This is a genomic window from Mycobacterium sp. Aquia_216 (genome assembly GCF_026723865.1).
GTDB lineage: Bacteria > Actinomycetota > Actinomycetes > Mycobacteriales > Mycobacteriaceae > Mycobacterium.
In genome coordinates this window covers 5264229-5290450 of sequence record NZ_CP113529.1, presented here as the reverse complement: position 1 = coordinate 5290450, position 26222 = coordinate 5264229, and the positions used below count along the sequence as shown (strand labels likewise).

General features: G+C 64.1%; 26 protein-coding genes. 11 read left to right on the top strand and 15 right to left on the bottom strand.

The genetic code is table 11. From position 1 onward, the window contains the following. Positions 1 to 142: 142 nt before the first annotated feature. Positions 143 to 475 carry a hypothetical protein gene (locus OK015_RS24650; RefSeq protein WP_268126986.1) on the bottom strand — a complete coding sequence of 111 codons (333 nt, stop codon included), beginning with the start codon at positions 473 to 475 and terminating at the stop codon, positions 143 to 145. Between the two features lie 196 nt (positions 476 to 671). Between OK015_RS24650 and OK015_RS24645 the strand changes: the two genes are divergently transcribed. Beyond that, entirely contained in the window at positions 672 to 1106 is a 435-nt protein-coding gene (locus tag OK015_RS24645; RefSeq protein WP_268126985.1) for a hypothetical protein, read from the top strand. Positions 1107 to 1112: 6 nt separating this feature from the next. Here OK015_RS24645 and OK015_RS24640 read toward each other — a convergent pair whose 3' ends face one another. From OK015_RS24640 to OK015_RS24630, 3 genes are read right to left on the bottom strand one after another with little or no spacing between them, the layout of a single operon-like run. Beyond that, positions 1113 to 1730 carry a TetR/AcrR family transcriptional regulator gene (locus OK015_RS24640; RefSeq protein WP_268126983.1) on the bottom strand — a complete coding sequence of 206 codons (618 nt, stop codon included), beginning with the start codon at positions 1728 to 1730 and terminating at the stop codon, positions 1113 to 1115. 10 nt (positions 1731 to 1740) lie between these two features. Next, positions 1741 to 2814, bottom strand: coding sequence for an NAD(P)H-dependent amine dehydrogenase family protein (locus OK015_RS24635; protein WP_268126982.1), 1074 nt, complete (start codon positions 2812 to 2814; stop codon positions 1741 to 1743). A gap of 10 nt (positions 2815 to 2824) precedes the next feature. After that, positions 2825 to 3688: an SDR family NAD(P)-dependent oxidoreductase gene (locus OK015_RS24630; protein ID WP_268133060.1), complete on the bottom strand. Its 864-nt coding sequence runs from the start codon at positions 3686 to 3688 to the stop codon at positions 2825 to 2827. 678 nt (positions 3689 to 4366) lie between these two features. On the opposite strand from OK015_RS24630, the gene OK015_RS24625 reads away from it, so the two are divergent. Further along, a complete protein-coding gene (locus OK015_RS24625; protein WP_268126980.1) occupies positions 4367 to 5860 on the top strand; it encodes a flavin-containing monooxygenase in 1494 nt (497 codons plus the stop codon). Between the two features lie 370 nt (positions 5861 to 6230). Here OK015_RS24625 and OK015_RS24620 read toward each other — a convergent pair whose 3' ends face one another. The 9 genes from OK015_RS24620 to OK015_RS24580 all read right to left on the bottom strand — a co-directional run bounded on the left by OK015_RS24620 (position 6231) and on the right by OK015_RS24580 (position 15625). Continuing rightward, a complete protein-coding gene (locus OK015_RS24620; RefSeq protein ID WP_268126979.1) occupies positions 6231 to 7469 on the bottom strand; it encodes a vWA domain-containing protein in 1239 nt (412 codons plus the stop codon). Further along, the gene (locus OK015_RS24615; protein ID WP_268126977.1) at positions 7466 to 8146 is read right to left on the bottom strand and encodes an SRPBCC family protein; all 681 of its coding nucleotides are present in this window, start codon (positions 8144 to 8146) and stop codon (positions 7466 to 7468) included. The genes OK015_RS24620 and OK015_RS24615 overlap by 4 nt, the downstream gene beginning before the upstream one ends. Before the next feature lie 13 nt (positions 8147 to 8159). After that, the gene (locus OK015_RS24610; RefSeq protein ID WP_268126976.1) at positions 8160 to 9050 is read right to left on the bottom strand and encodes an AAA family ATPase; all 891 of its coding nucleotides are present in this window, start codon (positions 9048 to 9050) and stop codon (positions 8160 to 8162) included. After that, positions 9047 to 9640 (bottom strand): nucleotidyltransferase family protein, encoded by a 594-nt coding sequence (locus tag OK015_RS24605; RefSeq protein ID WP_268126975.1) that lies wholly within the window; start codon positions 9638 to 9640, stop codon positions 9047 to 9049. The genes OK015_RS24610 and OK015_RS24605 overlap by 4 nt, the downstream gene beginning before the upstream one ends. After that, complete coding sequence (locus OK015_RS24600) at positions 9637 to 10506, bottom strand: XdhC family protein (protein WP_268126972.1); 870 nt, start codon at positions 10504 to 10506, stop codon at positions 9637 to 9639. Before OK015_RS24600 ends, OK015_RS24605 begins: the two co-directional genes overlap by 4 nt. Positions 10507 to 10563: 57 nt before the next feature. After that, positions 10564 to 12972, bottom strand: coding sequence for an aerobic carbon-monoxide dehydrogenase large subunit (locus OK015_RS24595; RefSeq protein ID WP_268126970.1), 2409 nt, complete (start codon positions 12970 to 12972; stop codon positions 10564 to 10566). After that, on the bottom strand, positions 12969 to 13445 hold the full coding sequence (locus OK015_RS24590) for a (2Fe-2S)-binding protein (RefSeq protein WP_268126967.1): 477 nt from the start codon (positions 13443 to 13445) through the stop codon (positions 12969 to 12971). The genes OK015_RS24595 and OK015_RS24590 overlap by 4 nt, the downstream gene beginning before the upstream one ends. Positions 13446 to 13530: 85 nt before the next feature. Further along, positions 13531 to 14409 (bottom strand): FAD binding domain-containing protein, encoded by an 879-nt coding sequence (locus OK015_RS24585; RefSeq protein ID WP_268126965.1) that lies wholly within the window; start codon positions 14407 to 14409, stop codon positions 13531 to 13533. A 55-nt stretch (positions 14410 to 14464) separates the two neighbouring features. Continuing rightward, positions 14465 to 15625 carry an XdhC family protein gene (locus tag OK015_RS24580; protein WP_268126964.1) on the bottom strand — a complete coding sequence of 387 codons (1161 nt, stop codon included), beginning with the start codon at positions 15623 to 15625 and terminating at the stop codon, positions 14465 to 14467. A gap of 24 nt (positions 15626 to 15649) precedes the next feature. Between OK015_RS24580 and OK015_RS24575 the strand changes: the two genes are divergently transcribed. From OK015_RS24575 to OK015_RS24555, 5 genes are all read left to right on the top strand, one after another. Then, entirely contained in the window at positions 15650 to 16615 is a 966-nt protein-coding gene (locus tag OK015_RS24575) for a LysR family transcriptional regulator (RefSeq protein ID WP_268126962.1), read from the top strand. Positions 16616 to 16920: 305 nt separating this feature from the next. After that, entirely contained in the window at positions 16921 to 18198 is a 1278-nt protein-coding gene (locus OK015_RS24570; RefSeq protein ID WP_268126960.1) for a cytochrome P450, read from the top strand. Between the two features lie 190 nt (positions 18199 to 18388). After that, positions 18389 to 19243 carry an NAD(P)-dependent oxidoreductase gene (locus OK015_RS24565; protein WP_268126959.1) on the top strand — a complete coding sequence of 285 codons (855 nt, stop codon included), beginning with the start codon at positions 18389 to 18391 and terminating at the stop codon, positions 19241 to 19243. A gap of 110 nt (positions 19244 to 19353) precedes the next feature. Then, positions 19354 to 20307, top strand: coding sequence for an NAD(P)-dependent oxidoreductase (locus OK015_RS24560; RefSeq protein ID WP_268126958.1), 954 nt, complete (start codon positions 19354 to 19356; stop codon positions 20305 to 20307). Then, positions 20304 to 21560: a cytochrome P450 gene (locus OK015_RS24555; RefSeq protein WP_268126956.1), complete on the top strand. Its 1257-nt coding sequence runs from the start codon at positions 20304 to 20306 to the stop codon at positions 21558 to 21560. The genes OK015_RS24560 and OK015_RS24555 overlap by 4 nt, the downstream gene beginning before the upstream one ends. A gap of 151 nt (positions 21561 to 21711) precedes the next feature. Here OK015_RS24555 and OK015_RS24550 read toward each other — a convergent pair whose 3' ends face one another. After that, positions 21712 to 22449 (bottom strand): hypothetical protein, encoded by a 738-nt coding sequence (locus OK015_RS24550; RefSeq protein WP_268126954.1) that lies wholly within the window; start codon positions 22447 to 22449, stop codon positions 21712 to 21714. Between the two features lie 101 nt (positions 22450 to 22550). Here OK015_RS24550 and OK015_RS24545 point away from each other — a divergent pair, with 101 nt between their 5' ends. The 4 genes from OK015_RS24545 (at position 22551) to OK015_RS29125 (ending at position 25851) form a co-directional block, all read left to right on the top strand. Continuing rightward, the gene (locus tag OK015_RS24545; protein WP_268126953.1) at positions 22551 to 24128 is read left to right on the top strand and encodes a methylmalonyl-CoA mutase family protein; all 1578 of its coding nucleotides are present in this window, start codon (positions 22551 to 22553) and stop codon (positions 24126 to 24128) included. A gap of 2 nt (positions 24129 to 24130) precedes the next feature. After that, positions 24131 to 24535, top strand: a complete 405-nt coding sequence (locus tag OK015_RS24540; protein WP_268126950.1) for a cobalamin B12-binding domain-containing protein — start codon at positions 24131 to 24133, stop codon at positions 24533 to 24535. Positions 24536 to 24591: 56 nt separating this feature from the next. Then, positions 24592 to 25602, top strand: a complete 1011-nt coding sequence (locus OK015_RS24535; RefSeq protein WP_268133058.1) for a CaiB/BaiF CoA transferase family protein — start codon at positions 24592 to 24594, stop codon at positions 25600 to 25602. A 63-nt stretch (positions 25603 to 25665) separates the two neighbouring features. Next, positions 25666 to 25851: a hypothetical protein gene (locus tag OK015_RS29125; protein WP_326498500.1), complete on the top strand. Its 186-nt coding sequence runs from the start codon at positions 25666 to 25668 to the stop codon at positions 25849 to 25851. Positions 25852 to 25917: 66 nt separating this feature from the next. Here the strand turns inward: OK015_RS29125 and OK015_RS29120 are convergent, their stop codons facing one another. Continuing rightward, on the bottom strand, positions 25918 to 25974 hold the full coding sequence (locus tag OK015_RS29120; RefSeq protein WP_326498559.1) for a hypothetical protein: 57 nt from the start codon (positions 25972 to 25974) through the stop codon (positions 25918 to 25920). Positions 25975 to 26222: the final 248 nt, after the last annotated feature.

The following is a 26222-nucleotide window of genomic DNA, read 5'->3' as shown; positions in this document are numbered from 1 at the left end:
GACGCGACTCATCATGGGACATCGTAGGTTTCACCCATGACTCGACTCATGCGTCACCTATGTCATGAACTCAGACATCCTCAGCTCCACAACGGTTGTGCCCAAGTGTTGGCTAGTCCCGCGTCGATGACGATCGCGATCCTCAGAACGCGGGCACACCGTCACGGTGTGGGTGCAACGCGCCGAGCGGCGACGTGGCTGGCAGGTGCAGGGCATCGACAATCTCCGCCGGCGCCTCACACACCCACGGGATGGCGTTGACCGCCCGCATCCCGGTGGCGAGCAGACCGTGGTCGCTGGCGCTTTCACCGTCGCGGTAACCGACTTCGAATTCTCCGTCGAAGGACGGCTCACCATCGATGATGACGCGCCAGATGCCGTCGGTCCCGCCGGTGCGGCCCGTCGGCCACTGTGGGGCGAGATCGTCGGCCATCCGGTCGACGTGTTCGATCGTGATGACTTCTCGGCCGTCCACCAATCCGACGCAGCGCGCGTAGGTCGCGCCGACCGTTCCCGCTTCGATGACTCCACAGGCGGTATCGAGTTGCCGTAGGGTGCGCAGGAACTTGCCCAGACCACAACCTTGTATGTCTTGCCCGTGTTCGACCTCGTGGCGAATCCTTTCCGAGGCTGCCTACTCAGCTAAACGATAAAATATGTAATGTTTTTGCGTGGCTGAATATGCGAACGAAGCGAGCCGGGCGAACAGCGTTCATCACGTGGTGTTTGCAGTGCCGCAGGAACAGCTCCTGGATACCGCGCAATTCTTCTCGGAGTTGGGTTTTCGATTCCAGACCATCGAGCTGGAAGACGTGGGCTTGCGGGTGCTGCTGGACTGGGGCGGCGGACTTGAACTGGTGACCCCACGCTCCTCTGCAGCTGACGAGGGAAACGCGGTGGCGAATTTCCTGCGGCAAAACGGGCCGGGCGTCTATTCGGTGGTGATCCGTGTCGGTGACGCCCCTGCCGCCGAGCAGCTGGCGCAGCGATACGGCGCCCGGACTCGGTCCCATCAGCACCGCCGCGGCGACGGGTACGAACTCGACGAGATCGAGATCTCAGTCCTCGGGCTACCTTTGACATTCCTATCCACCGATCTGCCGTAGTCTCGGTCAGCCGCCGCGCGACTCGACGTAAGCGGTGATCACGTCAACGAGCGCCCGGCGGTCCCGGGACGAGTCCAGGGGTTCTGGCCACACCATCTGCGCCACGACCAGGCCGCGCAATGTTGCCCAGATGAGGTTGCCGATCCGGCCGGCGTGCGGCGCGGACAGGCCTTCTCCCAGGTGGCGGCCGAGGCTGGTCAGGGTGGTCATCAGGTCGGCGAGGTGCGTGTTGGCGACGGTATCGCGCAGGCCGCGGGTCGAGATGAGAATCTCCAGCGCCGCCATCGACGTGGGACTGGAGAACGCCCCCCAGATTGTGTCGATGACGAACGTGGTACGCGCCCGCACGCTGCCCTCGCGGACGGCCCGCGGCGGCAACTCGTCGAGGGCGTCGATCAGTTCGCCGAAGCCCTTGTCCACCACCGCCATCAGCAGGCCCTCCAAATCGCCGAAGTGGTATTGGACGACGCCCCAGGTCAGTCCGGCGCGGTCGGTGATGTGCCGGACGCTGGGTGGGGCGAAGCCCTCGTCGAGAATGCAGCGCACGGTCTCGTCGATGACGACTGCGCGGGTGCGGTCAGCGCGTGCTTGGGCCCCGGTGGGCGGCCGACGGGGTGAGGTCATGGCATCGCAATTACCACATCACGCCCCGCACGTGATCGGTCGGCCGCAGATCATGCGCGGCAAGGATGCCGCTCGGAGCCCGGCACACGGCGTCGATGACATTCACGGCGCGGGCCGCCGTGGCGATGACACCGCCCTGGTTGTGATCAATGCCTGATATTCCCACGTGGGTGTTGATCTCGATGCCAGGGCTGCCCTCGACACGGACGCGGTGCACGCCGGGATGTCCGTCCGGCGGATACGGCCAGTTAGGCGCCGCCGCGTCGGTGAGCCGGTTGACATGTTCCATGGTGATGATCACCTCGCCGCCGCGCACACCTTCGACCGCGAAGCGGACGGCGGCCACGGTGCCCGGTTCGACATTCATCATGGTGCACTCGATGAGGTCGGGCGTGACCCACTTGTCGTAGCGCTCCCGTACTCCGTCGAGCTCGATGCCGAGATCGGTGGCCAGGCTGCGAACCTGCGCACCCCACATCGACGCGAGGACTCCGGGTGAGAAAAGAATAGGCTGATGGTCCGGCGCGGCCCCGAAACCGAAAGTCACGCCGGTGAATTCGGCGTCATCATAGGTCCCGTAGTCGAAGATCTCCTGCACGGTGACGGCGGTGGCGCGCGCTGCTAAGCTCAATGCGGTGTAGACCAGGGTGTCGCCGGAGAACCCCGGGTCAATTCCGTTGATGTACAACGTCGTATCGCCGTCAGAACAGGCTTGTGCCAGTGGGCCGCGCAGCCAATCGTCGGCCTGGTCCGGCGCCACCAGCCAGACGAACGACGTTCCAACGACATTCGTGCCCGCCGCCAGAAATCGGCTGATCTCGGCCAAAGCTTCGTGCGGGCGGGTCTCGGCTTGCGACGTGTAGACCACGCAGTCAGCGTTCAGAGCTAGTAGCGCGTCGGTGTCGTCGGTGGCGAGCACTCCGGTGGCCCGGTCGAACCCGCATAGGTCCGCGGCGTCACGTCCGATCTTGTCCAGTCCGCGTGCGTGGACGCCGACGAGCTCCAGGTCGGGCCGCTCGATGATGCTGCGTAGCGCGTGGACTCCGACATTGCCGGTGGAGAATTGGACTACTCGACGGGTCACTGGAGTCCTTTCACAGCAGATCGGTGATGGTCTTCAGTCCGGCGTCGTAGAGCACGCCCGGCAGCATGCCACCGTCGATTTCAATGGTGGTGCCATTGATGAAATCGGCTGCGCCGGAGGCAAGGAAGACACACGTTCGGCCGACTTCTGCGGGTTCACCACCACGCTTGAGGGGAAGCGCGTCGAAGTACGTCGATCCCGTCGGGTCGTCTTTCGGCAGGACGAACGAGCGGAAGTTGTCGGTGATCGTCGGCCCGAGCGCCACACAGTTGACCCGGGCCGCCGGGCCCCACTCTTCGGCGAGAGACCGAGTGAGGTGGTTGAGTCCCGACTTCGCCGCACCGTAGGACACCAGGGTCGGAGAGCCCGCGGGATGGCCCGCGCCGCTGGAGACATTGATGATGCAGCCGGTCCCGTCTTGGACTTGCATCTGGCGGTACACGCGGATGGCGAACCATAACGGGCTGATGAGGTTCATCTGGACGGCGAACGCGTGAAACAGCACAGTGCGCTCGAAGTCGTCGTCGGAGCGCGGCGCGCCTTGGATGCGCGACACCAGTGCGGGAATGTCCTCGGCGTGCGGCGCGGGGACCGTCCCGCCGGCATTGTTGACCAGGATGTCGACCCGCCCATAGCGCTCGACCACCGCGGTAACCATCGCGTCGATCGCATGGTAATCGCCTTGATCACAGACCATTTGGTCGGAACGCTTCGCCCACCCCGGCTCGCCATCCACGCCGGGGATGGCGGCCAGCGGTGACCGCGAACACCCTATGACCGTGGCGCCCGCCCCCAGCAGTTCATGGGCGATGCCTACGCCGACACCTCTGCTGGTCCCGGTGACGATCGCGACTTTGTCGTCCAGCACACCCATGGTCAATGCCCCTTGCCGTTCGATCCAGGCGCCAGAAAAGCCTGTCATGAAAAAAATTACATGTGTAATCATTACAGGACAATAGCGAGAGGGGCACAGAACAGGGCAAGCCGGACCGCTACGCACTGAACCGGCTCATCCGGGACGGCAGCTAGTAGCCGCAGCGGCCGGCGTTCGACAAGGACACGGCAATGAACCTGGCTCCCATGAGTGATTCGCAGTTGTCGAATGGTCTGTCTCCGTTGACTTCTCAGATCTCCAGTTGACCACGTTCGATCTGGGCACCCAGCCGCTGGCGGGCCGACTCGCGGTAGCCGACGGCGGTGATCGTGGACACGAGTGCCTCTCGGTCGGCCTACCGGCAGGCAAGCAAGCTGCGCGCAGATCGCCGTGGCGGTAGGGGAGGAAGGCATTGCGTAGATCACACTCGTTAAATGTAGACAGTGCTTACAGGGACCCATTAAAGTAAGCGGTGTTCACAGCATAGGCGATTCGACGTGATGGCGGTGCAGTTGATGGCCATAGGGCTCGATTTGGTCGAAAGCGGTAGTCGCACAGCAGCCGCTGTGGTCAATCGCGGACTTGCCGGCGCTTGGGCTATGCGCTCTCGCGGTCGTGGCGGATGAGCCGCGTTGTCTAGCCGCTACGGCATGTCCATTCGACGAAACGGAAATCCTCATGAGTGATGGTCTTACGCCCCATACCCACATCGCCATCGTCGGCACCGGCTTCGGCGGTATCGCGGCCGCAATCCGGTTGAACCAAACCGGGTTTGACGATTTCGTGCTGCTTGAACGCGCGGGCGACGTGGGCGGCGTTTGGCGCGATAACACCTATCCAGGTGCTGCCGTAGATGTGCAGTGTCAGCTGTACTCGTACTCGTTTGCGCCAAATACCCAGTGGCGACATGTGTTTGCCAAGCAAACCGAGATCTGGGAATACCTCAAGGAGGTTGTAGAGCGGTTTAGCTTGCGCCGCCATCTGGTTCTCAACTGCCCTGTTCATCGGCTGGACTGGGACCGGGACGGCCAGTACTGGCGCCTGCAGACTGCGCACGGTGAGCGGACCGCAAACCATGTCGTGGTTGCGACCGGCGCACTGGCCGATCCGGCGATTCCGGAGATCCGTGGCAAGGATCGGTTTGCCGGTGTCACGTTCCACTCCGCACGGTGGGATCATGATTTCGACCTAGCGGGCAAGCGGGTCGCGGTGATAGGGACGGGCGCCTCGGCGGTTCAGTTCATTCCGGCTATTCAGGCAGACGTTGCACAGCTCACGGTGTTCCAGCGGACGCCAGCTTGGGTGGTTCCACGGCATGACCGCCAGATCGGTACGCGAAGCCGGAGGGTACTGGAGGCCTTACCGGCGCTCCAGCGACTCCAGCGCATTGGCCTCTATCTTCTTAGGGAGGGGCTCGCAGTCGGGTTCCGCCATCCGGCATTGCTGGGGCAGGTTGAACGTCGCGCCCTACATCATCTCGAAGCTCAGATCAAAGATCCTGAGCTGCACGCAAAGTTGGTGCCCCGTTATCGTCTCGGTTGCAAGCGCATCCTGGTGTCGGATGACTACTTCTCCGCGCTGGGGCAGCCCAATGTCACGGTGGTCACCGAAGGCATTCGCGAGATCGATGAAGATGGCGTCATCGACGTTACCGGCGCTCACCATGGCGTCGACGCCATTATCTTCGGCACAGGATTTCAGACATCGCAATTGCCGCTCACCGATCAGTTGTATGGCATTGCGGGGCAAAGTATGGCCCAAGTGTGGAATGGCAACCCGACTGCCTACCTCGGTACGACGGTTAGCGGCTTTCCCAACTGCTATCTAATTCATGGTCCCAATCTGGGAGTAGGCCACACGTCGATGATCTACATGTACGAATCGCAAGCGAACTACATCGCTTCGGCCATCGGTTACGCGCGCGCCCACTCCATCGCGTCGATACAACCTACCCCGGCCGCCCAGCTCGCATTCACTGCCGATGTAGACCGGCTCAGTGCAGGAACAGTATGGACCGCAGGCGGCTGCAAGAGCTGGTATCTGAACGACAACGGCCGCAATGTCAATCTCTGGCCCGGCAGCACGTTTGACTATCGCCGTAGGACAATGCGATTCGACCCCACTAAGCATGTCTTACATGAAACGACCGCGCACGCACCGGCTGGTCGGTGAGCGTGCCGTGGCGAAAGCAGCACCCCGATAGCACTCGAGCGATTTTGCTCGACATGGTGGCCGGGAAACTGGTCAACATAAGGAAGGTGAACACGCCACTTGAGCACGACGTGGCCGGTAGCGGATGCTCTGTCGTGGGCCAGCAGTTCGCCACCGCATTCAGATCTTCGTCAAACCGGACGGCATGAGTGTAGAGCAGCATTTGCTGGGCGTTGTCATGGCCGTAGTCTCGCGCACGAAACGCTCGAACCTCACGTGGCCGACCGTCCTCGGCTCATTCGACGGGGCGTCACCCACCGGAGTCACTGTACTCGGGGTCCGCTCAATGACCGTAAAAACCTTGCCGCGCAGGTGAATCGGCGACTTGCGACTAATGAGCACGCGCGGGTGATCGCGTCGATTCCCGAGCAGCCAGCGCAAATAGCAAGTCACGGATGCCGGTCAGCGAGTTTGCCGGCAGGAACAGATCGCAATGCGGCAGCGCCGCCGCCATCGAGCCGGCCAGCGGTTGGTATTCACTGTGCGCCGCGCGCGGGTTGAGCCAAACCAGCAACTTGGCGCGTCGACGCACCCTGGCGAGGGCGTGCTCGAGCACATGCGGGGGATCGCTGTCCCAGCCGTCCGACGCAACGATCACTACCGCACCGCGTAGCGAGTTGCCGTGTGGTGGATCCAGCAGAGCGCCGACACTGCGCCCGATGAACGTGCCGCTGTACCGGTCGGTGACTTTCTCGTTGGCGCGTTTTAGCGCTACCTCTGCCGAGCGGTGGGACAGCACCGCGGTGAGGCGGGTCAGTGACGTCGAAAACGCGAAGACTTCTGGGCGCATCCCTACCTGCCGCCGCACTGCCGCGCGCATCAGATGCAGATAAATTGCGGCGTAGGGCTGCATCGAGCGGCTCACGTCGCAGACCAACACGACCCGCCGAGGTCTCCGGCGACGTCGTGTCCGCGCCAGCGTCACCGACTCCCAGCCAGTCCTACGCGACGCGTTCATCGTCGCCCGCAGGTCGACCCTCTTGCCGTGTCGGCTGGATTCGAATCGCATGCCGCGGCGCCAGGGCCAACTCTGCACCGACGCCTCGAGCCACGAACCGAGCAGGCGCAGTTCTTTGGGGTCGAATTGGTCGAACGATTCGTCGGCCAATGTGGCGATGCGGCTGGGTAAAAGGTCGGGTAAGAGCACGCCGGCCTCGGCGGAGTCGTCGTGGTCGGGCACCGTCCGCGTGATCCACGGGAGTTTCTCGGCGCTCGCGTCCGACGGGCTGCTCGCGGGCTGTGCGGCGGGAGCACTGGACGGCCCCGGCGTCTTGGGGCCGGCGATCGGTAAGACTGACCCGGGGCCTCGTGTGTCGCCGGGTTGGATACTGCCGAAAACCTCTTGCATCACCGTGTCGAAGACACTGAGGTCTTCCATCCGGTTGACCAGAGTGAGCCTGGCGGCCCAGTAAATCGCCGACGCGGTCTGCGGCCCCAGCTGCTGAATTGCGCGCACGAAACTTCCCTGGCCGCCTGCGGACACCGAGACTCCCGCGCTGCGCAGCCGCGCCACCAGGGCTGCCGCGAACGCCGCCCGATCGACGCCGCGCAACAACAACGGGGTATTCACGAGCGTTTGCGCAGCACCCAGATCAGCGCCAGCACGGCGACCAGCGCCGCGGCCGCGGCGCCGTACTTTTTGAGTACGCCGCCGCCGGCGAGCTCCAGCAGATCGATGGGCTTGGGGTCGGCCAAGGGCCCTTTCTCGGTTCCCGGGACCGGGTTGGCCGGCCAGGCCGGAGTCACCTCTTCGGCACCGGCTGCCGCACCATTAGCGGCCGGACTGGCTGTGCTGCCGGCATTCTCGGCCGCAAGCTTGGCCTCCAGGGATTCCACAAACTGACCCAGTAGCTTCTCCGATACTTGCTGCAGCATGCCGCTGCCGAACTGCGCCAGCTTGCCGACGATCTTCAGATCGGTGTCGACGGTCACCTGGGTGCGGTCGCCGGCCTCTTGCAGCCAGGCGGTGACCGTGGCGGCGGCGTTCCCGGTGCCACGGGACTCCTTACCTTTGCCGTCGATGACCGCGCGGTGTTGGGCGCGGTCTTGCTCGACGAAGCGCACCTTGCCGCTGAACTCACTGGTAACGGGCCCGACCTTGACCTTGACCTTGCCGAGGTAGTCGTCACCTTCGTGACCGACCAGCTGTGCCCCCGGCATCAGCGGGATCACCTGTTCCAGGTCGCACAGCACGTCCCAGGCCTGATCGATTGGCGCGCTGACGGTGAACTGGTTGGCGATCTTCATGCTGTGGGTCCTCTCATGTGGGGCTGTACTCGATAAATGCGTCGCGAAGCAGGGTGCGGTCGTCGGGCGTCTTGGCCAGTGCCCCCAGGCTGGCTAGGGCTGACTCGGCAGCATCGGCCGGGTTGAGGTCTGCTACGCCCAGCGACACCAGCGCGGCGACCCAGTCGATGGTCTCGGCTACTCCGGGTGGCTTATCCAGATCGAGATCGCGCGCACTGCCGACGAATTGGGTGGCATGTTCGATCAACGGCGTCGAGGCCGCGGGAACCGTTCGGCGGACGATTGCGGCCGCCCGAGCCGGTTGCGGGTAATCGATCCAGTGGTACAGACAACGCCGTCGCAGCGCGTCATGCAGATCGCGGCTACGGTTGGAGGTGAGTATTGCGATCGGCGGATGTTCGGCGACGAAGGTGCCCAGCTCGGGCACGGTGACTGCGGACTCACCGAGGAATTCCAGCAGTAATGCCTCGAATTCGTCGTCGGCCCGGTCGATTTCGTCAATCAGCAACACCGGCGACGCCGGGCCGCGGTGCCGCACACACTGCAGAATGGGTCGATCCACCAGGTAGGCCTCGGTGTAGAGATCGGCTTCGGAGATGTTGGAGACACCGGTGCCGCGCACTTCGGCCAGTCGGATAGCCAGTAGCTGGCGTTGGTAGTTCCAGTCGTACAGTGCCTCGCTTGCGGTCAGGCCCTCATAACACTGCAGCCGCAGCAATGTTGTATCCAACACTGCTGCAAGGGTTTTCGCTGCGGTAGTCTTGCCGACACCGGGCTCCCCTTCCAGCAGTAGCGGCCTGCCGAGCGTGACCGCCAAATAGATCGCGGAGGCGGTTCCGGTGTCGAGTAGGTAATCCCGGGCATCGAATCGCCGGATCACGTCGTCGGGGTTTGCGAAGATCATGTTGGGACCGACTCCAGGAGTCGCTGGTAATCGTCCCAGGTGTCGACGTCGAGTGGCACTGGGCCTGGCACGGCAATCTCGTGTACCGGGTACCGGGCGGAGTGCACCAGCTTCCAGACCCCCTTGTCGCCGTGCAGCTGCGAAAGTTCGCCGAACACATCGCGACTGAACCAGAACGGATGCCCGATGCCATCGGCGTAACGGCACACGAGCACGTCGGCTCCGGCGGCACTGGCGACTATCCGTCGCAGTGTTGCGGGAGCCACGCTCGGCTGATCGCCCAGCATGAGCACGATGCCGGCAGCTTGTGGGTCGACCTCTCCCAACGCGACACGCAGCGACGCCGAGCATCCGGTCCCGTAATCGTCGACGGTCACCACGTCGGCCCCGTCGAGCCGCACCGCGTCACGCACCGCTTCCGCGGCCCCGCCCAGGGTGACGATGAGCTGATCGAAACCGCCGCCGCGGGCGACGTCCAGGGTGGCTCCAAGGAGCGTGGTATCCCGGTATGGCAGAACCTGTTTAGGTGTTCCGAGCCGTCGCGATCTGCCGGCGGCCAGCACGACGCCGGTGATTCGCTGCGCGTTCATGCGCCGGCTCTCTGGGCCGCGAACGCCGTCCGGCATCCCGAGCAGCAGAACCAATAGTCGGCGCCGCCCAACTCCAGATGTTCGCTCGCCGGCCCGATCGGCACCGTCATGCCGCACACCGGGTCGACCGCCTGACGCGAGACAGCGGTCACGGTGGGACGCGACAGGCTGCCGTCGCGCACGGCGGCGATGAGTTCAGCAGCAATGGACACCGCGATCTCGGCGGGAGTCTTGGCGCCAATGGGCAATCCGACGGGGGTGTGTATTCGGGCCCGCTCGGCATCGGAGAGTTCGAGTTCGTTCAGGATCGAGGCGCCGCGAACCTTGCTGGCTACCAAGCCGATATACCCCACGCCGTTATCCAGTGCGGCCCGGATGATTTCGGCTTCCGGACCGCCGTGGCTGGCGAGCACCACTGCAGAGGTGTCGGTCAGATCGGTCTCGCGGCGCGCGTCATAGCCCAGCACGCCGCACAAATCGATCAACGCGTCGGCAATCGGAGTGGCCCCATAGATCCGGATCAGCGGGGGCGGCAGCTGCGGTGTCAGAAAGATTTCCAGCGATCCACCCGACAGGCACGGGTTGACCACCACAGCGGCGCCGGGAGCGTCGGGGAAATGAACGTCGCCGTCAGGAAGCACTCGCAGCAAGACACTTTCACCGGCTTGCAGGACGCCCAGTGCCGCCTTGCGGACGGAATTCTGCGCACACTGGCCGCCGACGAAACCCTCGATAGTGCCGTCGGGCATAAGGATTGCCTCGTCCCCGGGGGTGGCCGAGGTGGGTTGCTGGGCGCGCACCACCGTCGCGTGCACGAAGGGTGTGCGCGCGGCCAGTAACTGGGCAGCCCGCTCGCCAATGCTCATGCCGATTGCGCCACTCCTCCTCATCGCTCGTTCCTCGCTCTGCATCGTCGTGCCGCGTCAAATCGGCGGCCTCGCTCTGCCCTGCATGGCCTCCCAGACTCTCGAGGGCGTCAGCGGCATGTCCGCGTGGCGAACGCCGAACGGCGCCAACGCATCCACTACCGCATTGACCACCGCCGGCGGCGATCCGACAGTGGCCGATTCGCCGACGCCCTTCGCGCCGATCGGGTGGTGCGGAGACGGCGTGACGGTATGTCCGGTTTCCAGGTGCGGCACCTCGACCGCCGTCGGGATCAGGTAGTCCATCAATGACCCGCCCAGGCAGTTGCCCTCCTCGTCGAATGCGATCATCTCCATCAACGCCATCCCGATGCCGTCGACGATGCCACCGTGCACCTGGCCCTCGATGATCATCGGGTTGATACGGGTGCCGCAGTCATCGACGGCCAGGAACCGCCGCACCTTGACCACCGCGGTGCCCGGATCGATGTCCACCACGCAGAAGTAAGCGCCGTAGGGATAGGTGAGGTTCTCCGGGTTGTAACAGATCTGGGCGTCCAGGCCGCCCTCGAGTCCTTCCGGCAGGTCGCCCGCGCCGTGTGCACGCATAGCGATGTCGGCAATGGTCACCGACGCCGACGGGTCACCTTTGACGTGGAAAGAGCCCTTCTCCCACTCCAGGTCGGCCACCGAGACCTCGAGCATCCCCGACGCGATGATCTTGGCTTTGTCGCGGACCTTGCGCGCGACCAGGGCTGCGGCCGCACCTGATACCGGCGTGGATCGGCTGCCGTAGGTACCCAACCCGAAGGGCGTCTGGTCGGTGTCGCCGTGTACCACGTCGATGTCGTCAGGTGGGATGCCCAGCTCCTCGGCGACGATTTGGGCGAACGTCGTTTCGTGACCTTGGCCCTGAGTCTGAACCGACAGCCTAACAACAGCTTTGCCCGTCGGGTGCACGCGTAACTCGCACCCGTCGGCCATGCCCAGGCCGAGGATGTCCATGTCCTTGCGGGGGCCGGCGCCAACGGCCTCGGTGAAGAAGGACATCCCGATGCCCATCAGTTCACCGCGCTCGCGCTTCTCCTTTTGTTCGGCCCGCAGTGCGTCGTAGCCGATCATGTCCATGGCCAGCCGCATGGTGGTCTCGTAGTCGCCCGAGTCGTAAAGCCAGCCGGTCTTACTCTTATAGGGAAATTGATCGGGCCGCAACAGGTTTCGTAACCGCAATGCGGCGGGGTCCATCTTCAGATCGAAGGCCAGGCAGTCCACCAGCCGTTCGACGAAGTAGACGGCCTCGGTGATCCGGAACGAACATGCGTATGCCACGCCACCGGGTGCCTTGTTCGTGTACACCGCCGTCATGTGGCAGTAGGCGGCCTCGATGTCATAGCTGCCGGTGAACACACCAAAGAAGCCGGCGGGGTACTTCACCGGCGCCGCCGTACCGTTGAATGCGCCGTGGTCGGCCAACACGCTGGACCGGATCGCCAGAATCTTGCCCTCTTTCGTGGCGGCGATCTCGCCGACCATGATGTAGTCGCGTGCGAAGCCTGTCGAGGTCAGGTTCTCGCTGCGGTCCTCCATCCACTTCACCGGCTTGCCCAGCACCAGCGAACCGACGATCGCGCAGACATAACCGGGATAGATCGGCACCTTATTGCCGAAGCCGCCGCCGATGTCGGGAGAGATCACCTGAATCTTGTGTTCGGGCAGGCCGGCGACCAACGCGTACAGCGTTCGGTGCGCGTGCGGTGCCTGGCTGGTGGACCACAGCGTGAGCTTTCCGCTGATCGGGTCCAGATCCGCCACCGCGCCACAGGTTTCCATCGGCGCCGGGTGCACCCGCGGGTAGACGATTTCCTGCTTGACGATCACGTCAGCTTTCGCGAACGCGGCTTCGGTAGCCGCCGCGTCACCGGTTTCCCAATCGAAACAGTGGTTGTCGGTCTTGCCTTCGAGATCGGTGCGGATCACCGCCGCCGAGGGGTCGAGTGCGGTGCGGACATCCACGACGGGATCCAGCGGGTCGTATTCGACGTCGATCAACTCCAGCGCGTCGCGCGCCGAATACCGATCTTCGGCAACGACAAACGCCACTTCCTGACCCTGGAAGCGCACCTTGTCGGTGGCGAGCACGGCCTGCACGTCGTTGGACAGCGTCGGCATCCAGGCCAGACCCTTCTCGGCCAGGTCGGCGCCGGTCACCACCGCTTTCACTTTCGGATGTGCAAGCGCCGCAGTCACATCGATGCTGACAATGCGGGCATGCGCGTAGGGCGAGCGCAAGATCGCCAGGTGCAGCATGCCCGGCAACACGACGTCGTCGACGTAATTGCCTCGGCCACGGATGAATCGGGGGTCCTCTTTGCGCAGCATCCGGCCATGCCCGCACGGCTTTTGATCGTTATCGGCGGTGTCTTCCGGTGAGGGTGGGCGGTTCGCCCCCTCTTTTGTGGTGGTCATGATGTCGCCGCCGGTGTCGCGTTGCGTGCAGCCCACTGGATGGAGCGCACGATCGTGGTGTATCCGGTGCACCGACAGATCTGACCGGAGATCGCCTCGCGGATCGTCTCCTCGTCGGGGTCCGGGTTGCGGTCCAGCAGGGCGCGGGCGGTGATCAGCATCCCCGGTGTGCAAAACCCGCATTGCAACCCGTGACACTGCATGAACCCTTCCTGTACGGGGTCAAGCTGTCCGTTCACCGCCAACCCTTCTACGGTCCGCACGCTGTGCCCGGATGCCATCACTGCGAGCATGGTGCAGGACTTGACCGGCATGCCGTCGACCTCGACCACGCATGTTCCGCAGTTGCTGGTGTCACAGCCCCAGTGAGTACCGGTCAGCCGCAGCTGATCTCGCAGAAAGTGCACCAGCAGCGTCCGTGGTTCGACTTCGGCGGTCACCTGCTCGCCGTTGACGGTCATATTCACTTGCATAGCGCTTCTCCTGTCTGATGGTGACCCTGCGCCGCAAGCGGGCGGTACCCCCATGCGCCCGGCTTCGCCGCGCATGCGATCACCACTAACTCCCTTGGTCGCGGACGCGGTCGGCGGCGGTGCGCAGCGTGCGGATTGTCAGCTCGCAGGCCAGATGCCGCTTGTACTCGGCGGTGCCGCGGACATCGGTGACGGGTTCGCAGGCTTCGGCCGCCCGGCGGCCCGCCTCGGCGAAGACCTCTTCGGTGGCGGACTGTCCCACCAGGACGGTAGCGAGCTCAGCCAGGGCCGCGTGGTCGGGATTGACCGCCGTCAGGCCCACCCGGGCGGCCGCTATCGCGTCACCGTCGAGGGTGATCGATGCGCCTGCCGCCGTGACCGCCCAGTCGCCAACTCGCCGTTCGACTTTCGCGTAGGCGCTGGATGTGTTGTGCCGCACCGGGATCCGTACTTCGACGAGCATTTCGTTGTAGGCGAGAGTGGTCTCGTACGGCCCGGCGAGGAAGTCGTCGATCGGGATCTCGCGCTCACCCGACGGCCCCCGTGCCAGGCAGACGGCGTCCAGCACGAGGCACACGGTTGTCAGATCCTCGGCCGGATCCGCCTGGCAGAGTGAACCGCCCAGGGTGCCGCGATTGCGCACGACCGGGTCGGCGATTACCCGCTCGGCGTCGGGGAAGATTGGGCACACCGCGGCCAGCGTGTCCGACTCCAGCAGCGCGCGGTGGCGGGTCATCGCGCCGATTCGAACCAGGGTCGGATCGGTGATCACGTAGCCGAGCTCCAGCTCCAGGTCGTTGATATCGACGAGGTATTCGGGGTTGGCGATCCGCAGCTTCATCATCGGCAGCAGGCTGTGCCCACCGGCGACCAGCCGCGCGTCGTCCCCCAACCGATCCAATAATCCGATCGCATGGTCGACGCTGGTCGCGCGTTCGTATTCAAAGGGCCCAGGCACTTGCATGTGACGCACCTCACGAGGGAAGGGAAGCCCAGTGTGGGGCGTCGGAAGACCCGCGTCAATGTCGAGTTAAGTGATCCTTTAACTCGCCCTCTACCTGCGCCTCATGGTGGATTCGCCCCACGATTTCAGCCAGCGGGCGGCCTCCGCCGCCCCATCGGCGGGCGATGATGTCCGCCGCGATCGAGACCGCCGTTTCCTCCGGTGTGCGGGCACCGAGGTCGAGTCCGATCGGGCTGGACAATTTGCTCAGCTCGGCCTCGGTCAATCCCGCCGCCCGCAGTCGGCCCATCCGGTCGTCGTGGGTCCGGCGCGACCCCATTGCCCCCACATATCCGATATGCGGCAAGCGCAGCGCCAGTTCGAGCACCGGGACGTCGAATTTCGGATCGTGGGTGAGCACACAGATCACCGTGCTCTCGTCGACGGTGCCCGATTCCGCCTGGGCGGCCAGATACCGGTGCGGCCAGTCGACGATCACCTCGTCGGCCGTCGGGAAACGTGCTCGGGTGGCGAACACCGGGCGGGCATCGCAGACGGTGACGCGATAGCCGAGGAACGATCCTTGCTGTGCCAGGGCGGCCGCGAAGTCGATGGCGCCGAACACCAGCATGCGCGGACGCGGCGCAAAGCTGGACACGAAGACCTCCATGCCGTCGCCCAGGCGCTGGCCGTCGGGTCCGTAGTGCAGGACGTCGCTGCGCCCCACCGCGAGCAATCCGCGCGCGTCGTCGGTGACCGCGGCGTCGGCCCGGCCCGAACCGAGCGATCCCGCCACCGCCTCCGGCCGGATGACCAGCCTGCGGCCAACCCACTGCGTATCGGGGTGGGCGATGACGGTCGCGACTGCTACGGCACGGTGCTCACCGACGTCCTCGGCTACTTCATCTAGGTCGGGGAAGGTTGCCCGAGAAACCGACTCGACGAAGATGTCGATGATGCCGCCGCAGGTTAGCCCGACCGCGAAGGCATCGCCGTCGCTGACCCCATAGCGTTCCAGTCGTGGTGCACCGATTTGCGCCACTTCGGTAGCCGCTTCGTAGACGGCACCTTCGACACAGCCACCCGAAACTGACCCGCTCACGGATCCGTCAGGAGCTACCACCATCGAGGCTCCGGGTGACCGCGGGGCGGAGTGGAAGGTCCGCACCACCGTTCCTAGGCCGGCGGTGTCGCCGGCGCGCCAGATCGACATCAGCTCGGCAAGCACGTCACGCACGTATCCCAAAGTAGGCTCATATCTATGACTCCGGCTCAACTTCGGGCCTATTCGGCGGTGGTCCGTTTGGGTTCGGTTCGCGCCGCCGCCACGGAACTCGGCGTATCCGATGCCGGAGTCTCGATGCATGTGGCGGCGCTGCGCAAGGAGCTCGACGATCCGCTGTTCACCAAGACGGGTGCCGGACTGGCGTTCACGCCCGGCGGACTTCGGTTGGCCAGCCGCGCGGTCGAGATCCTGGGTCTGCAACAGCAAACGGCGATCGAGGTTACCGAGGCGGCCCATGGGCGCCGGCTGCTGCGGATCGCCGCATCCAGCGCCTTCGCCGAACACGCCGCGCCGGGCCTGATCGAGCTCTTCTCGTCGCGGGCCGACGACCTGTCGGTGGAGTTAAGCGTGCACCCGACGAGCCAATTCCGCGACCTGATTTGTTCGCGCGCCGTCGACATCGCGATTGGCCCGGCAAGTGAAAGTTCCTTCGTATCCGACGGTTCGATCTTCGTGCGGCCCTTTCTGAAATATCAGGTGATCACGGTGGCCGCTCCGAACAGCCCTCTGGCGGTGGGTGTTCCGACACCCGGGGTGCTGCGACAGCAGCAGTGGATGCTCGGGCCATCGGCCGGCAGCGTGGGCGGCGAGATCGCAACCATGCTGCGTGGCTTGGCAATTCCGGAGTCACAGCAGCGAATCTTTCAAAGTGAGGCCGCCGCCCTCGAGGAGGTTCAGCGGGTGGGGGGCGTGACCCTGACCATCGGTTTCGCGATCGCCAAAGACCTTGCCGCGGGACGCTTGACGCACGTGTCGGGGCCGGGGCTGGACAAGTCGGGGGAGTGGTGCATCGCGACGCTGCCTCCGTCAGCCCGCCAGCCTGCCGTGTCCGAACTGGTCAGGTTCATCACGACTCCCAGGTGTATCCAGGCGATGATCCGCGGCAGCGGGGTCGGTGTGACGAGGTTTCGCCCGAAGATTCACGTCACGCTCTGGAGTTAGCCCCGCGCGGAGCCGAGCTAAGCCGTAACGTGTTCGGGATAGTGGCGCCAAGCAAGGGTGTGACGAGTCGACTCATCTATCACCTATGTCGTGAACTCACCCCCCTTAGCTCCACGAGATGGCCCCACTTCAGGGCCCTAAGTTTCGGCCAGATCTGACCTTTCATCAGCGGCCGCAACCCAATCCGCGTCACGGCTTGTCGACCTTGACGCCGCTCGACAAGCGGATATACGGTCTACGATATTGTATCGTAGATAGGTCACTGGCTCTCGAGCCGGATGTGTTTGGGGTTTGAGAGGGTTGCAATGGAAGCGACGAAGATCTACTACGAGCCGTGGGACCCCGCGTGTCAGGGGAACCGATTCGAGACTTACGCCCTGCTCCATGCGCACGCGCCCGTGTATCAGGCGCCCCAGTCCGGTATCTGGGTCGTTTCGAGTTACGCAGCGGTCGAGTACATCATGACGCACCCCGAGCGCTTCTCGAACAGGCCGAATCAGGATGAAACGATCGGCTTTCCGCCGAAGATCGATCCCGAGGCGGCGGGTTCGGAGGAGTTGATCGGCCGCCTCCTGCAGGCCGCTGCCGATATTCCGCTCGATTTCCAAGAGGTGTTCACCGCGAGGGTGATCGTGGGCGCGGATCCTCCTGTCCATACGCGCCAGCGCAAGCTGGTGAGTCGCGGATTTACCCCCCGCCGCATCAATTCGTTACGACCGATGATCGAAAAGACGGTCGCCGACAAGATTGCGGCGATCGAGGGGCGGCCCCGGTTCGACCTAGTCCGCGACTTTGCTGCGCCGGTCCCCACCGAGGTGATCGCCAACCTGCTTTCCGTCGACGTGGAACGCTACAGCGATATCCGACGCTGGTCGGATCAGCTGGCGAGTCTCTCGATGACCGCCGACCGCGGCTCGGCAGACACGATCGTCGAACTCGTTGGGATGCTTCGCGAATTCGCGCAGTATTTTGTACCGAAGATCGAAAACCGCCGTGCCGAGCCTCGGGACGACCTGCTCAGCGATCTCATCCAGGCCGACGGAGCCGATCTGATGAGTGCGACCGAGCTGGTGCTGTTCATCCTCGTGCTGTTGGCCGCCGGAAACGAGACGACGACCAACGTCATCAGCAACACCGTGGTTCAGCTGCTCGATCACCCCGAACAACTGGCCATGCTGCGGGAGGATCCCGACTTGATCGGCTCGGCCATCGAGGAGTCCATCCGACTCCAGTCGCCGTTTCAATTTCTGTTTCGGGAACCCTACGAAGATACCGAAATTGGTGGCGTGACCATTCCCGCCGGCGCAATGATCGCCATCATGGTGGGTGCCGCCAATCGCGATCCCGCGGTGTTCGAGAATCCGGATAGCTTCGACATCACCAGGGCGACACCGCATCTCGGGTTTGGCAAGGGGATTCACTTCTGTCTGGGCGCACCGCTGGCCCGGCTGGAAGCCCGGATCGCCCTCGATGCCCTGCTGCCGATGCTGGGAAGTGTCGGATTCGACCCGGACGAACTTGTGCGGCATCCCAGCCTGCTCATCCATGGCTACGAGTCTGTGCCCATGACGGTCAGTCGCTAGTGTCGGGCGAGGTCCAGATAGCCATGACGCCATATGGCGATGATCGTGAAGTGCCGACCGATCACGAAGCCGCCGAAGGTTGCGGTTGTCGGCGCCGGTACCGAGTACGTGATGGTCGCGCAGCGAGCTACCGGGAACGGTGTGGCCGCGGGCGTACCGGACCCGGGCCGGCCAGCTGAAGGGCACACGCATGACGACCACCGATCCGGTCAACGTCGGATTCGTCGGCCTTGGCGATATGGGTGGGCGCATGGCTCATCGGATACTCGACGCCGGGTTTGCCCTAACGGTTTACGACAAGCGAGAGACCGCGTGTCGCGACTTCGCTGACCGAGGGGCACTCGTGGCTGTCGATGTTCGTCGGCTGGCCGACGCGAGCGATGTCGTGTGTATTTGCGTGGTCGACGACAAGCAGCTACGCGCCGTGGTGCATGAGGCACGCCAGGGTCTGGGCCCCGGCGACACCCTGATAATCCATAGCAGCGTCACGCCGGCCACCGTTCGCGAGATCGAGGCCGAACTTGCCGGTGTCGGTGTCGGCGTGATCGATGCCCCGGTCAGCGGGTCGCGGCCCGCTGCCGATGCCGGGACCTTGACGGTGATGGTCGGCGGGGATCCGGCCACCGTCGATGCCGTCGCACCGCTGCTGGCCGCCTACGCCGGCAACGTGATTCAAGCCGGACTTACCGGCAGCGGGCAGGCTCTCAAGATCGCCAACAATGTCATGCTTCACATGAATCACCTCATCGTGCTGGAGGCAATTCGCTTCGCGCGGAGTCAGGGGCTCGATGAATCGGTACTGATCCAGGCCGCGAATATCTCAAGCGGGCGGTCGTGGGTGACCGAAACCTGGGGACTGATCGATTCGATGTTCTCGGACCACCCGCTGGCGAGTTCGGATGCGATCTATCCGTTGATGTCCAAGGAGATGTGGAACTCGGTGAGCATTAGTAGAGAGACGATGACGAGCATGCCGCTGACGGCACTGGGCACGCAGCTGTCGGAGGCGTATTTCCGTGAGCGGGAACGCGATCTGGGCCAGTAGCGATCGGGGACCGGCCAATTGACGCTCATGCGGCAACACGATATCATATCGCAGTGAGTCATTTCGCCCTGCGCGTGACGATTCCCCCGATCGGGAGGGAGTGAAGACACGTGGACAGCGCGGGGCTGCGGGTCGGATTCATCGGACTGGGTAACTTCGGCGAGCCGATGGCTACCAGGGTCGCCCTGGCCGGACTCGACTTGGTGGTCTTCGACCTTCGCGACGAGCCGATGACACGGCTCGAACGGTGCGGTGCCCGCAGCGTAGCTTCGGTCGAGTCGATGGCTCAAAGTTGCGACATCATTCAGATCGCAGTCGTCAATGATCAACAGGTCACCAACTTGCTGATCGGTGATGCGGAATCGCCAGGAATCATCGAACGGGCCGCGTCCGGCTCTATCATTTTGGTGCACAGCACAATTCACCCGGACACGTGCCGCCGGCTGTCGGCGGTGGCTGCCACCAAACGAATCGAGGTCCTTGACGCACCGGTCACCGGGGGTCCTGCCGCGGCAGCCTCGGGTGCGTTGTCGGTCATGGTCGGAGGTTCGGCGGCGGCCGTTGAAACCTGCCGTCCGGTTCTCGACGCCATTGGGACGACGATCACCCACCTGGGAGCGTCCGGCGCCGGTCAACTGGCGAAGCTGGCGAACAACATCGGCATTGCGATGACCATGCGGGCCGTCCACGAATCGTTGTCCTTCGCTAGCGCAAACGGAATCCCGGCCGATCAGATGCTTGGCCTGCTCGGCCACGGGGCGGCAAGCAGCTGGGTAGCCGAGAACTGGCTCACGATAGGTCACACGGCTGCGCACTATCAGGCCGGCGGTGTCCAAGGAGTCGCTGACCTGACTTACAAGGATCTCTGGCTGGCGCTTTCGATCGCGCACGACAGCCGGTTGGCATTGCCGGGAGCGGCGTTGGCGGCACAGCTCATCGCTGAACCATACTGTGCTGCAGCTGAATTGAACGGTTTGTACGCAGATCCAAACTTGGGATGCGTCTCGGAGATGTCGGCTGCCCCAGCTGCCGACAACCACAGTTGGGGAAGGGCCCAAGAATGACCGTCGAGACTCCGCACAAGGTCGACCTGCCACGCTTCGATCCCGTCGACACGGTGCTGCTGGGCGATCCCTATCCGACGTATGCGCGCTATCGTGACGCTGACCCAATTCACTGGGGCTTTGCGTCGATGTCTGATTTGCCGGGCTCCTGGTATCTGTTCCGGCACCAGGACAACGTCGACGTCTTGGCCAACAGTGATCGGTATGCAAACGATCCAGCCAGCGTCGGTATGGCGCACGCCGTGCCCGAGGCGTTCAAACCGGTCGCTCACGTCTTCCAACGGTGGCTGGGCGGAATGGACGCACCGGACCATCGTCGTTTGAGGGCGATCATGGCCAAGGCGTTCACGCCACGTCGCGTCGCCGCGCTACAGCCACGGATTGCCGAGATCACCACCGAGCTTGTGCAGTCTGCGATCTCGCGATCCGAGGACAGCTTCGATCTGATCGCCGACGTCGCCTTCCCGCTGCCAATGGCGGTCGTCGGCGATGCGCTTGGCGTAACGCCCGATGACTGGCCGCTGTTCCAGAAGTGGTCCGCTGATCTGACAGATGCGGTCGACAGGGCAGGCTCACCCGAGGCAGCTCGCCTGGGCCGCGAAGCGGTGGCGCATATGGTCGAGTACTTCGCCGCGTCGGTGTCCCGGCAGCGCCGAGATCCCCGGGACAACCTGTTGGGTGCGATGGTCGCTGCAGCCGACGATGACGGCGCTCCGATGAGCGAGTTCGATGCCATCGCCATAGCCACCGAACTTGGCGTGGCCGGCCACGAAACCTCTACCAACGCGATAGCGAAATCCGTGCTCGGGTTGATGGCGCAACGCGAACGCTGGGACGAGCTGAAGTCATTGTCGGACAAGCCGTTCGACCACGCGATCGACGAGTTGTTGCGATGGAGTGCACCCGTCCAGCGTCAGCGTTGGCGATGGGTCACCGAAACCCACGAGTTAGACGGGCGGTTGTTCGAACGAGGTCAGTCGGTGGTGGCGATCTTGGGTGCCGCGAACCGTGACCCGGCCGTGTTCGCCAACCCCGACACGATCGATTTCACCCGCCCACACGGCGGTCATATCACCTTCGGATTCGGCGTGCATTTCTGCCTCGGCGCGCACCTGGCACGACTGGAATTCAAAACCGCGCTGGTTGCGTTGATAGCCGCACTGCCCGATATGGAACTGGCGGAGTCCGCTGATGACGTCGCATGGCGGGCCAATTTCATTCTGCCGGGACCCGCCAGCGTCCGGGTGCGCTAGGCCAGGGAGCCGGCATCCGGCCGGGCGAGTCGTGTTCAAACCGATTCGTTGGGCTCGCTACTCATTCACAGATGCGGCCTGCCAACATCTTTGGCGCGTACATCGCCCGCGAGCCGCGAATCATCCGCATCGCGACGAGGCCATGGCGCGGTCAGCGGTGAGACGAGACTTCGGTCAACACATCGGCGCCGGACGGGTCGTGGCGGTTCTGCGCCGCAAGTGCCCTCAGTAGCAACACGCACAGAGTCGTCAACCAGATGAAGAAGAAGAAGAACGGGATCCAGAAGATGAAGAGCCCGTTCCAGGAGAGCGGGCCGGCCTTGAATAGGAAAGCGACCCCACCAATTTCGAACATGAGCACACACCAAATGGTGAAATACCCGAAGATCCGCGGGAACGGTGAATCTCGCACTGTATGGCCGCGTAAACACGCGACTGCGACCGATACGCCGAAGAAGATATAGAACTGCACGGTGGTGAACAGCGACAGCAGTGCCAGGTCATGCAACATCGCGGTGAGCGCGATGGGTCTATCGGGCCTGAAGGCCGCGACGCCGAAGAAAACCGGGGGAAGTACCAAGAAAATAGACGTGAACGTCCCGCCGGTGAACATCAGGATTGACCAAACGGGGCGGCCTGCTTCCTGGCGTGCCGATTGCAGAGCGGCGACGATGGATATCGGAATCAAAAAGGCGCTGGTGAACGATGTCGTCACGGCTCCCACCAGAATTCGTCCGGTGTGCTGTTGATAGAAATCGGCCACCCGCTCAGCTGTCCATGTCGCGGGCGGTGGAGGCACGATACCGATCAGGAACGCGAGTGAGAGCGCGTATCCAGCCGTAAAAGCTATGCCCCACCAGAGCAGGACGGTCTGACTGCGTGTAGACACCGTTGACTCCCATCCGGAATTTCACGATATGATATCATAATGAACGGATTATGCTCGCCCGGTCGCGTAGTTGGCCATGCCGAAAGTGCGGGGAAACATTGATGGACAACACTTATCAGACGGCGTCTGGCATATCCCTCAAACCGGTCTACGGACCGGCTGACCGCGCCGGTGAGCCGGCCGCGCCCGGGCAATACCCGTTCACGCGGGGGAACTTTGCGACAGGCTATCGGGGCAAGACGTGGACTTTTCGCCAGTATTCGGGCTTCGGCACTGCCGAGGAGTCGAATGGGCGGTATCGGTACCTGCTTGGCCAGGGCGGGACCGGTCTTTCGGTGGCCCTGGATCTGCCGACGCAGTGTGGTTATGACTCCGATGACCCGGAGTGCGGGGAAGAGGTCGGCCGGGTGGGCGTAGCGGTGGACACCCTTGCCGATGCGGAGATCCTGTTCGACGGGATACCGCTGGACGAGATCAGCACGAGTTTCACGATTAACGGCACCGCGGCCATTTTGCTGGCGTTCTACGTCGCCGCCGCAGAAAAGAAGGGAGTGCCGCGGGCGGACCTCACCGGCACCATCCAGAATGACATCCTCAAGGAGTACGCCTCGCGCGGAACGTGGATCTGGCCACCGGAGCCATCGCTGCGGCTGATCGCCGACACCATCGAATTCTGCGCTGCGCAGGTGCCGCGATTCAATGCAATTTCGGTGGCGGGCGCGCACTTTCGAGACGCCGGTGCCAATGCGGTGCAGGAGATGGCGTTCACACTGGCCGATGGGGTGACATACTGCGACACGGTCGTCGAGCGCGGCCGGATGAGTATCGACGAGTTCGCCCCGCAGATCTCATTCTTCTTCTACACCCACGGCGATTTCTTCGAGGAGATCGCCAAATACCGTGCGGGACGGCGCCGGTGGGCCAGCATCGTGCGGGAGCGGTACCTCGCAACCAGCGACAAAGCGTCGATGTTCCGCTTCGGATGTGTGTCCGGCGGAGCTTCGTTGTATGCGCCGCAGGCCCAGAACAACGTGGTGCGGGTGGCCTATGAAGCGCTGGCATCGGTGCTCGGCGGGGTACAGTCGATGTTCACCGCCGCCTGGGACGAACCGTTCGCACTGCCCAGTGAGGAGTCCGCGACACTGGCGCTGCGCACCCAGCAGATTCTTGCCTATGAGACCGGCGTGGCGAAAGTTGCGGATCCCTTGGGTGGTTCGTATTTCGTGGAAGCACTCACGGACGCCACCGAGGCGAAGGTCATCGAGATAATGCGCGACCTTGAGCAGCATGGTGGCATGGTGTCCTGCATCGAGGACGGCTATCTGCAGGGGCTGATCGCCGACGAGGCTTACCGCAACCATCAGGAGGTCGAGGCGGGGGAGCGGCCGGTGGTCGGGGTCAACCGGTTCGTCGTGGATGAACCGCCGCCGCAGATCGCCACCTACGAATTGGATGCGCGCGGCCGCGATCTGCAGCTTCACCGGCTGGCCAAAGTGAAGGCCGAACGCGACAGCGTCGGCGTCAAGGAAGCCCTTACGGCACTGGCGCGTTCGGCCGAAGGAGATGACAACCTGATGCACCGGCTCATCGACTGCGCCAACGCCTACTGCACGGTTGGCGAGATGGTCTCCACACTGAAATCGGTGTGGGGCGAGTTCCAACAGCCGGTGGTTTTCTAGACATGGCCACTCGAGTGCTGGTCGCCAAGCCCGGTCTGGACGGTCACGACCGCGGCGCCAAGATCGTCGCGCGGACGCTGCGCGATGCCGGCTTCGAGGTCATCTACACCGGTATCCGGCAGCGTATCGAGGACATCGTGTCCATCGCGGTACAAGAAGACGTTGCGCTGGTGGGACTTTCGATCCTGTCCGGCGCACATGTCGCGCTGACCACCCGCGTCGTGGAGGGACTGCACGCCGCCGACGCGGGGGACATCGCGGTCGTCGTCGGCGGCACCATCCCACAATCGGACGTACGAAAACTATTGGACGTCGGTGCGGCCGCGGTGTTCCCCACCGGGACAGCGCTGGACACCCTGGTCACCGAGGTTCGGACCTTGACACGTGCATCCGTGGAACAAGGGTGAGCGGCGTTTCGGGTCCCGCTCCGCTGGAGGGCATTCGGATCCTCGAGGTGGGCCACATGTTGGCTGGGCCCTACGGGACCATGATGCTGGCCGACCTGGGAGCCGAGGTCACCAAGGTCGAGCCGCCCGGTGGTGACATCTCACGACAGGTCGGCGACGCCTATTTCGCGAGCCTCAATCGCGGAAAACGCAGCATCTGCATCGACCTGACCACCGACGCTGGGCAGTCCCGGCTGGGCGAATTGGCCGCCGAATCGCATGCGCTGCTGGCGAATCTGAAACCGTCGGCCATCCGCAAGTACGGCCTGACCTATGATGCGCTGCGCCGCTGGAACGAGCAGATCGTCTGCGTGGCAGTCACGGGCTGCGGCTTGGATGCCGGCGATGATCCCGCGTTCGACTACGTGATTCAGGCGGCCACCGGGATTGCCGCGCTGACCGGTGACCCGTCCGGGCCACCCACCTTGCCGGGCTACTCGTCCGCCGACAACTCCACCGGCCTGACCGCCGCGCTCGGGCTTCTCGCGCAGATCGTGTCGGGTCGAGGTGGACAGGTGGAAGTCTCGCTGCGCGACGTTATGTTGTCGCAACTGAACTACCTGGCGTCGAACTACCTCAACAATGCCGTTGAGCCCCGGCGGCGGCCGGCCGGTGCGCACTCGTATTATGTTCCGGCCCAACTATTTCCTGCGGCGCAGGGACATCTGGCATTGTTCATCACCCACGATCGGTTCTGGGCGTTGTTCGCGGCGGAAGCCGGTATCGAGGGCTTCGCGACCATGGCCGAACGTGCCGCCCGGCGCGAGGACGTCGTCGCGCTGGTAACCACTGCGCTGGCGGCCCGTACCGCCGCGAGCTGGGAATCGCGATTGCGGCCGCTGGGGGTACCGGTTGCCGCGGTACGCACCTTGCCCGCCGCCTTGGCGGAGGCCCCCGAAGCCGTCATCACGGCCGGTGAATTCCGGCTGGTCGGTAGTCCTATCCGGGTTGTTGGTCACCAGCCGCACTACGGACCTGCGCCGCGTCTGGATCAGCATGGTGAATGCGCGCCGACCCGTCAGGGGTGACCGCCGTCGTCGGCCGGGCCCGACACAACGTCCGCTGCCGCGCAGCAGCTGATCGACCGCGGTGTGGGCGTCGCAGCGCCCGTCGGCGAGCGCAGCGGTCAGTTTGGCAAGGCCGGGGTGGCAATGCGGCCGGATCTGCGCGAGCGAGAGGATCTGACTGCGGGCCCTGACCACACGACGCGCGGCTGTGTCAGCGCGATGGCGATCATCAATCGCCGCAACGACTTCGGCCAGGCCATCCCCGGTTGACGCGGTGCGCATCAGGATCTCGGCGTCGGTCTCGGCACGAAGTTCACGGGCGCCCGGCCGGTCGGCCTAGTTGATCACGATGAGATCAGCGACTTCCAGAAGTCCCGCCTTGGCCGCCTGAATCGCATCACCGGCACCCGGATTGAGTATGACGACGGTGGCCTGCCCTTGCCACTCGACCGCGCCATCAGTCTACGATACTGTATCGCAGAAGTCGCTGGCTCGCCGAGACGGCCCGTCATTGCACTTTGCGGGTGCGGTGCCGCCCAGACCGGAAGCGTTCCCATTCGCCGCGTAGCTGGAACCGCCGGCCCGGCCGCGCGCGACGGCCACGCCGCGCCGTGGTGGGTGGGGCAGGCCGACGTCGGAAC

Excerpts from the sequence above, each read along its gene's own strand:
- OK015_RS24555 (WP_268126956.1), top strand. The coding sequence starts at position 20,304 with ATGACCGTCGAGACTCCGCACAAGGTCGACCTGCCACGCTTCGATCCC.
- OK015_RS24545 (WP_268126953.1), top strand. The coding sequence starts at position 22,551 with ATGGACAACACTTATCAGACGGCGTCTGGCATATCCCTCAAACCGGTC.
- OK015_RS24575 (WP_268126962.1), top strand. The coding sequence starts at position 15,650 with ATGACTCCGGCTCAACTTCGGGCCTATTCGGCGGTGGTCCGTTTGGGT.
- OK015_RS24605 (WP_268126975.1), bottom strand. The coding sequence starts at position 9,640 with ATGAACGCGCAGCGAATCACCGGCGTCGTGCTGGCCGCCGGCAGATCG.
- OK015_RS24565 (WP_268126959.1), top strand. The coding sequence starts at position 18,389 with ATGACGACCACCGATCCGGTCAACGTCGGATTCGTCGGCCTTGGCGAT.
- OK015_RS24535 (WP_268133058.1), top strand. The coding sequence starts at position 24,592 with ATGTTGGCTGGGCCCTACGGGACCATGATGCTGGCCGACCTGGGAGCC.
- OK015_RS24615 (WP_268126977.1), bottom strand. The coding sequence starts at position 8,146 with ATGAAGATCGCCAACCAGTTCACCGTCAGCGCGCCAATCGATCAGGCC.
- OK015_RS24590 (WP_268126967.1), bottom strand. The coding sequence starts at position 13,445 with ATGCAAGTGAATATGACCGTCAACGGCGAGCAGGTGACCGCCGAAGTC.
- OK015_RS24610 (WP_268126976.1), bottom strand. The coding sequence starts at position 9,050 with ATGATCTTCGCAAACCCCGACGACGTGATCCGGCGATTCGATGCCCGG.
- OK015_RS24570 (WP_268126960.1), top strand. The coding sequence starts at position 16,921 with ATGGAAGCGACGAAGATCTACTACGAGCCGTGGGACCCCGCGTGTCAG.
- OK015_RS24540 (WP_268126950.1), top strand. The coding sequence starts at position 24,131 with ATGGCCACTCGAGTGCTGGTCGCCAAGCCCGGTCTGGACGGTCACGAC.
- OK015_RS24630 (WP_268133060.1), bottom strand. The coding sequence starts at position 3,688 with ATGGGTGTGCTGGACGACAAAGTCGCGATCGTCACCGGGACCAGCAGA.
- OK015_RS24640 (WP_268126983.1), bottom strand. The coding sequence starts at position 1,730 with ATGACCTCACCCCGTCGGCCGCCCACCGGGGCCCAAGCACGCGCTGAC.
- OK015_RS24600 (WP_268126972.1), bottom strand. The coding sequence starts at position 10,506 with ATGAGCATTGGCGAGCGGGCTGCCCAGTTACTGGCCGCGCGCACACCC.
- OK015_RS24625 (WP_268126980.1), top strand. The coding sequence starts at position 4,367 with ATGAGTGATGGTCTTACGCCCCATACCCACATCGCCATCGTCGGCACC.
- OK015_RS24585 (WP_268126965.1), bottom strand. The coding sequence starts at position 14,409 with ATGCAAGTGCCTGGGCCCTTTGAATACGAACGCGCGACCAGCGTCGAC.
- OK015_RS24595 (WP_268126970.1), bottom strand. The coding sequence starts at position 12,972 with ATGACCACCACAAAAGAGGGGGCGAACCGCCCACCCTCACCGGAAGAC.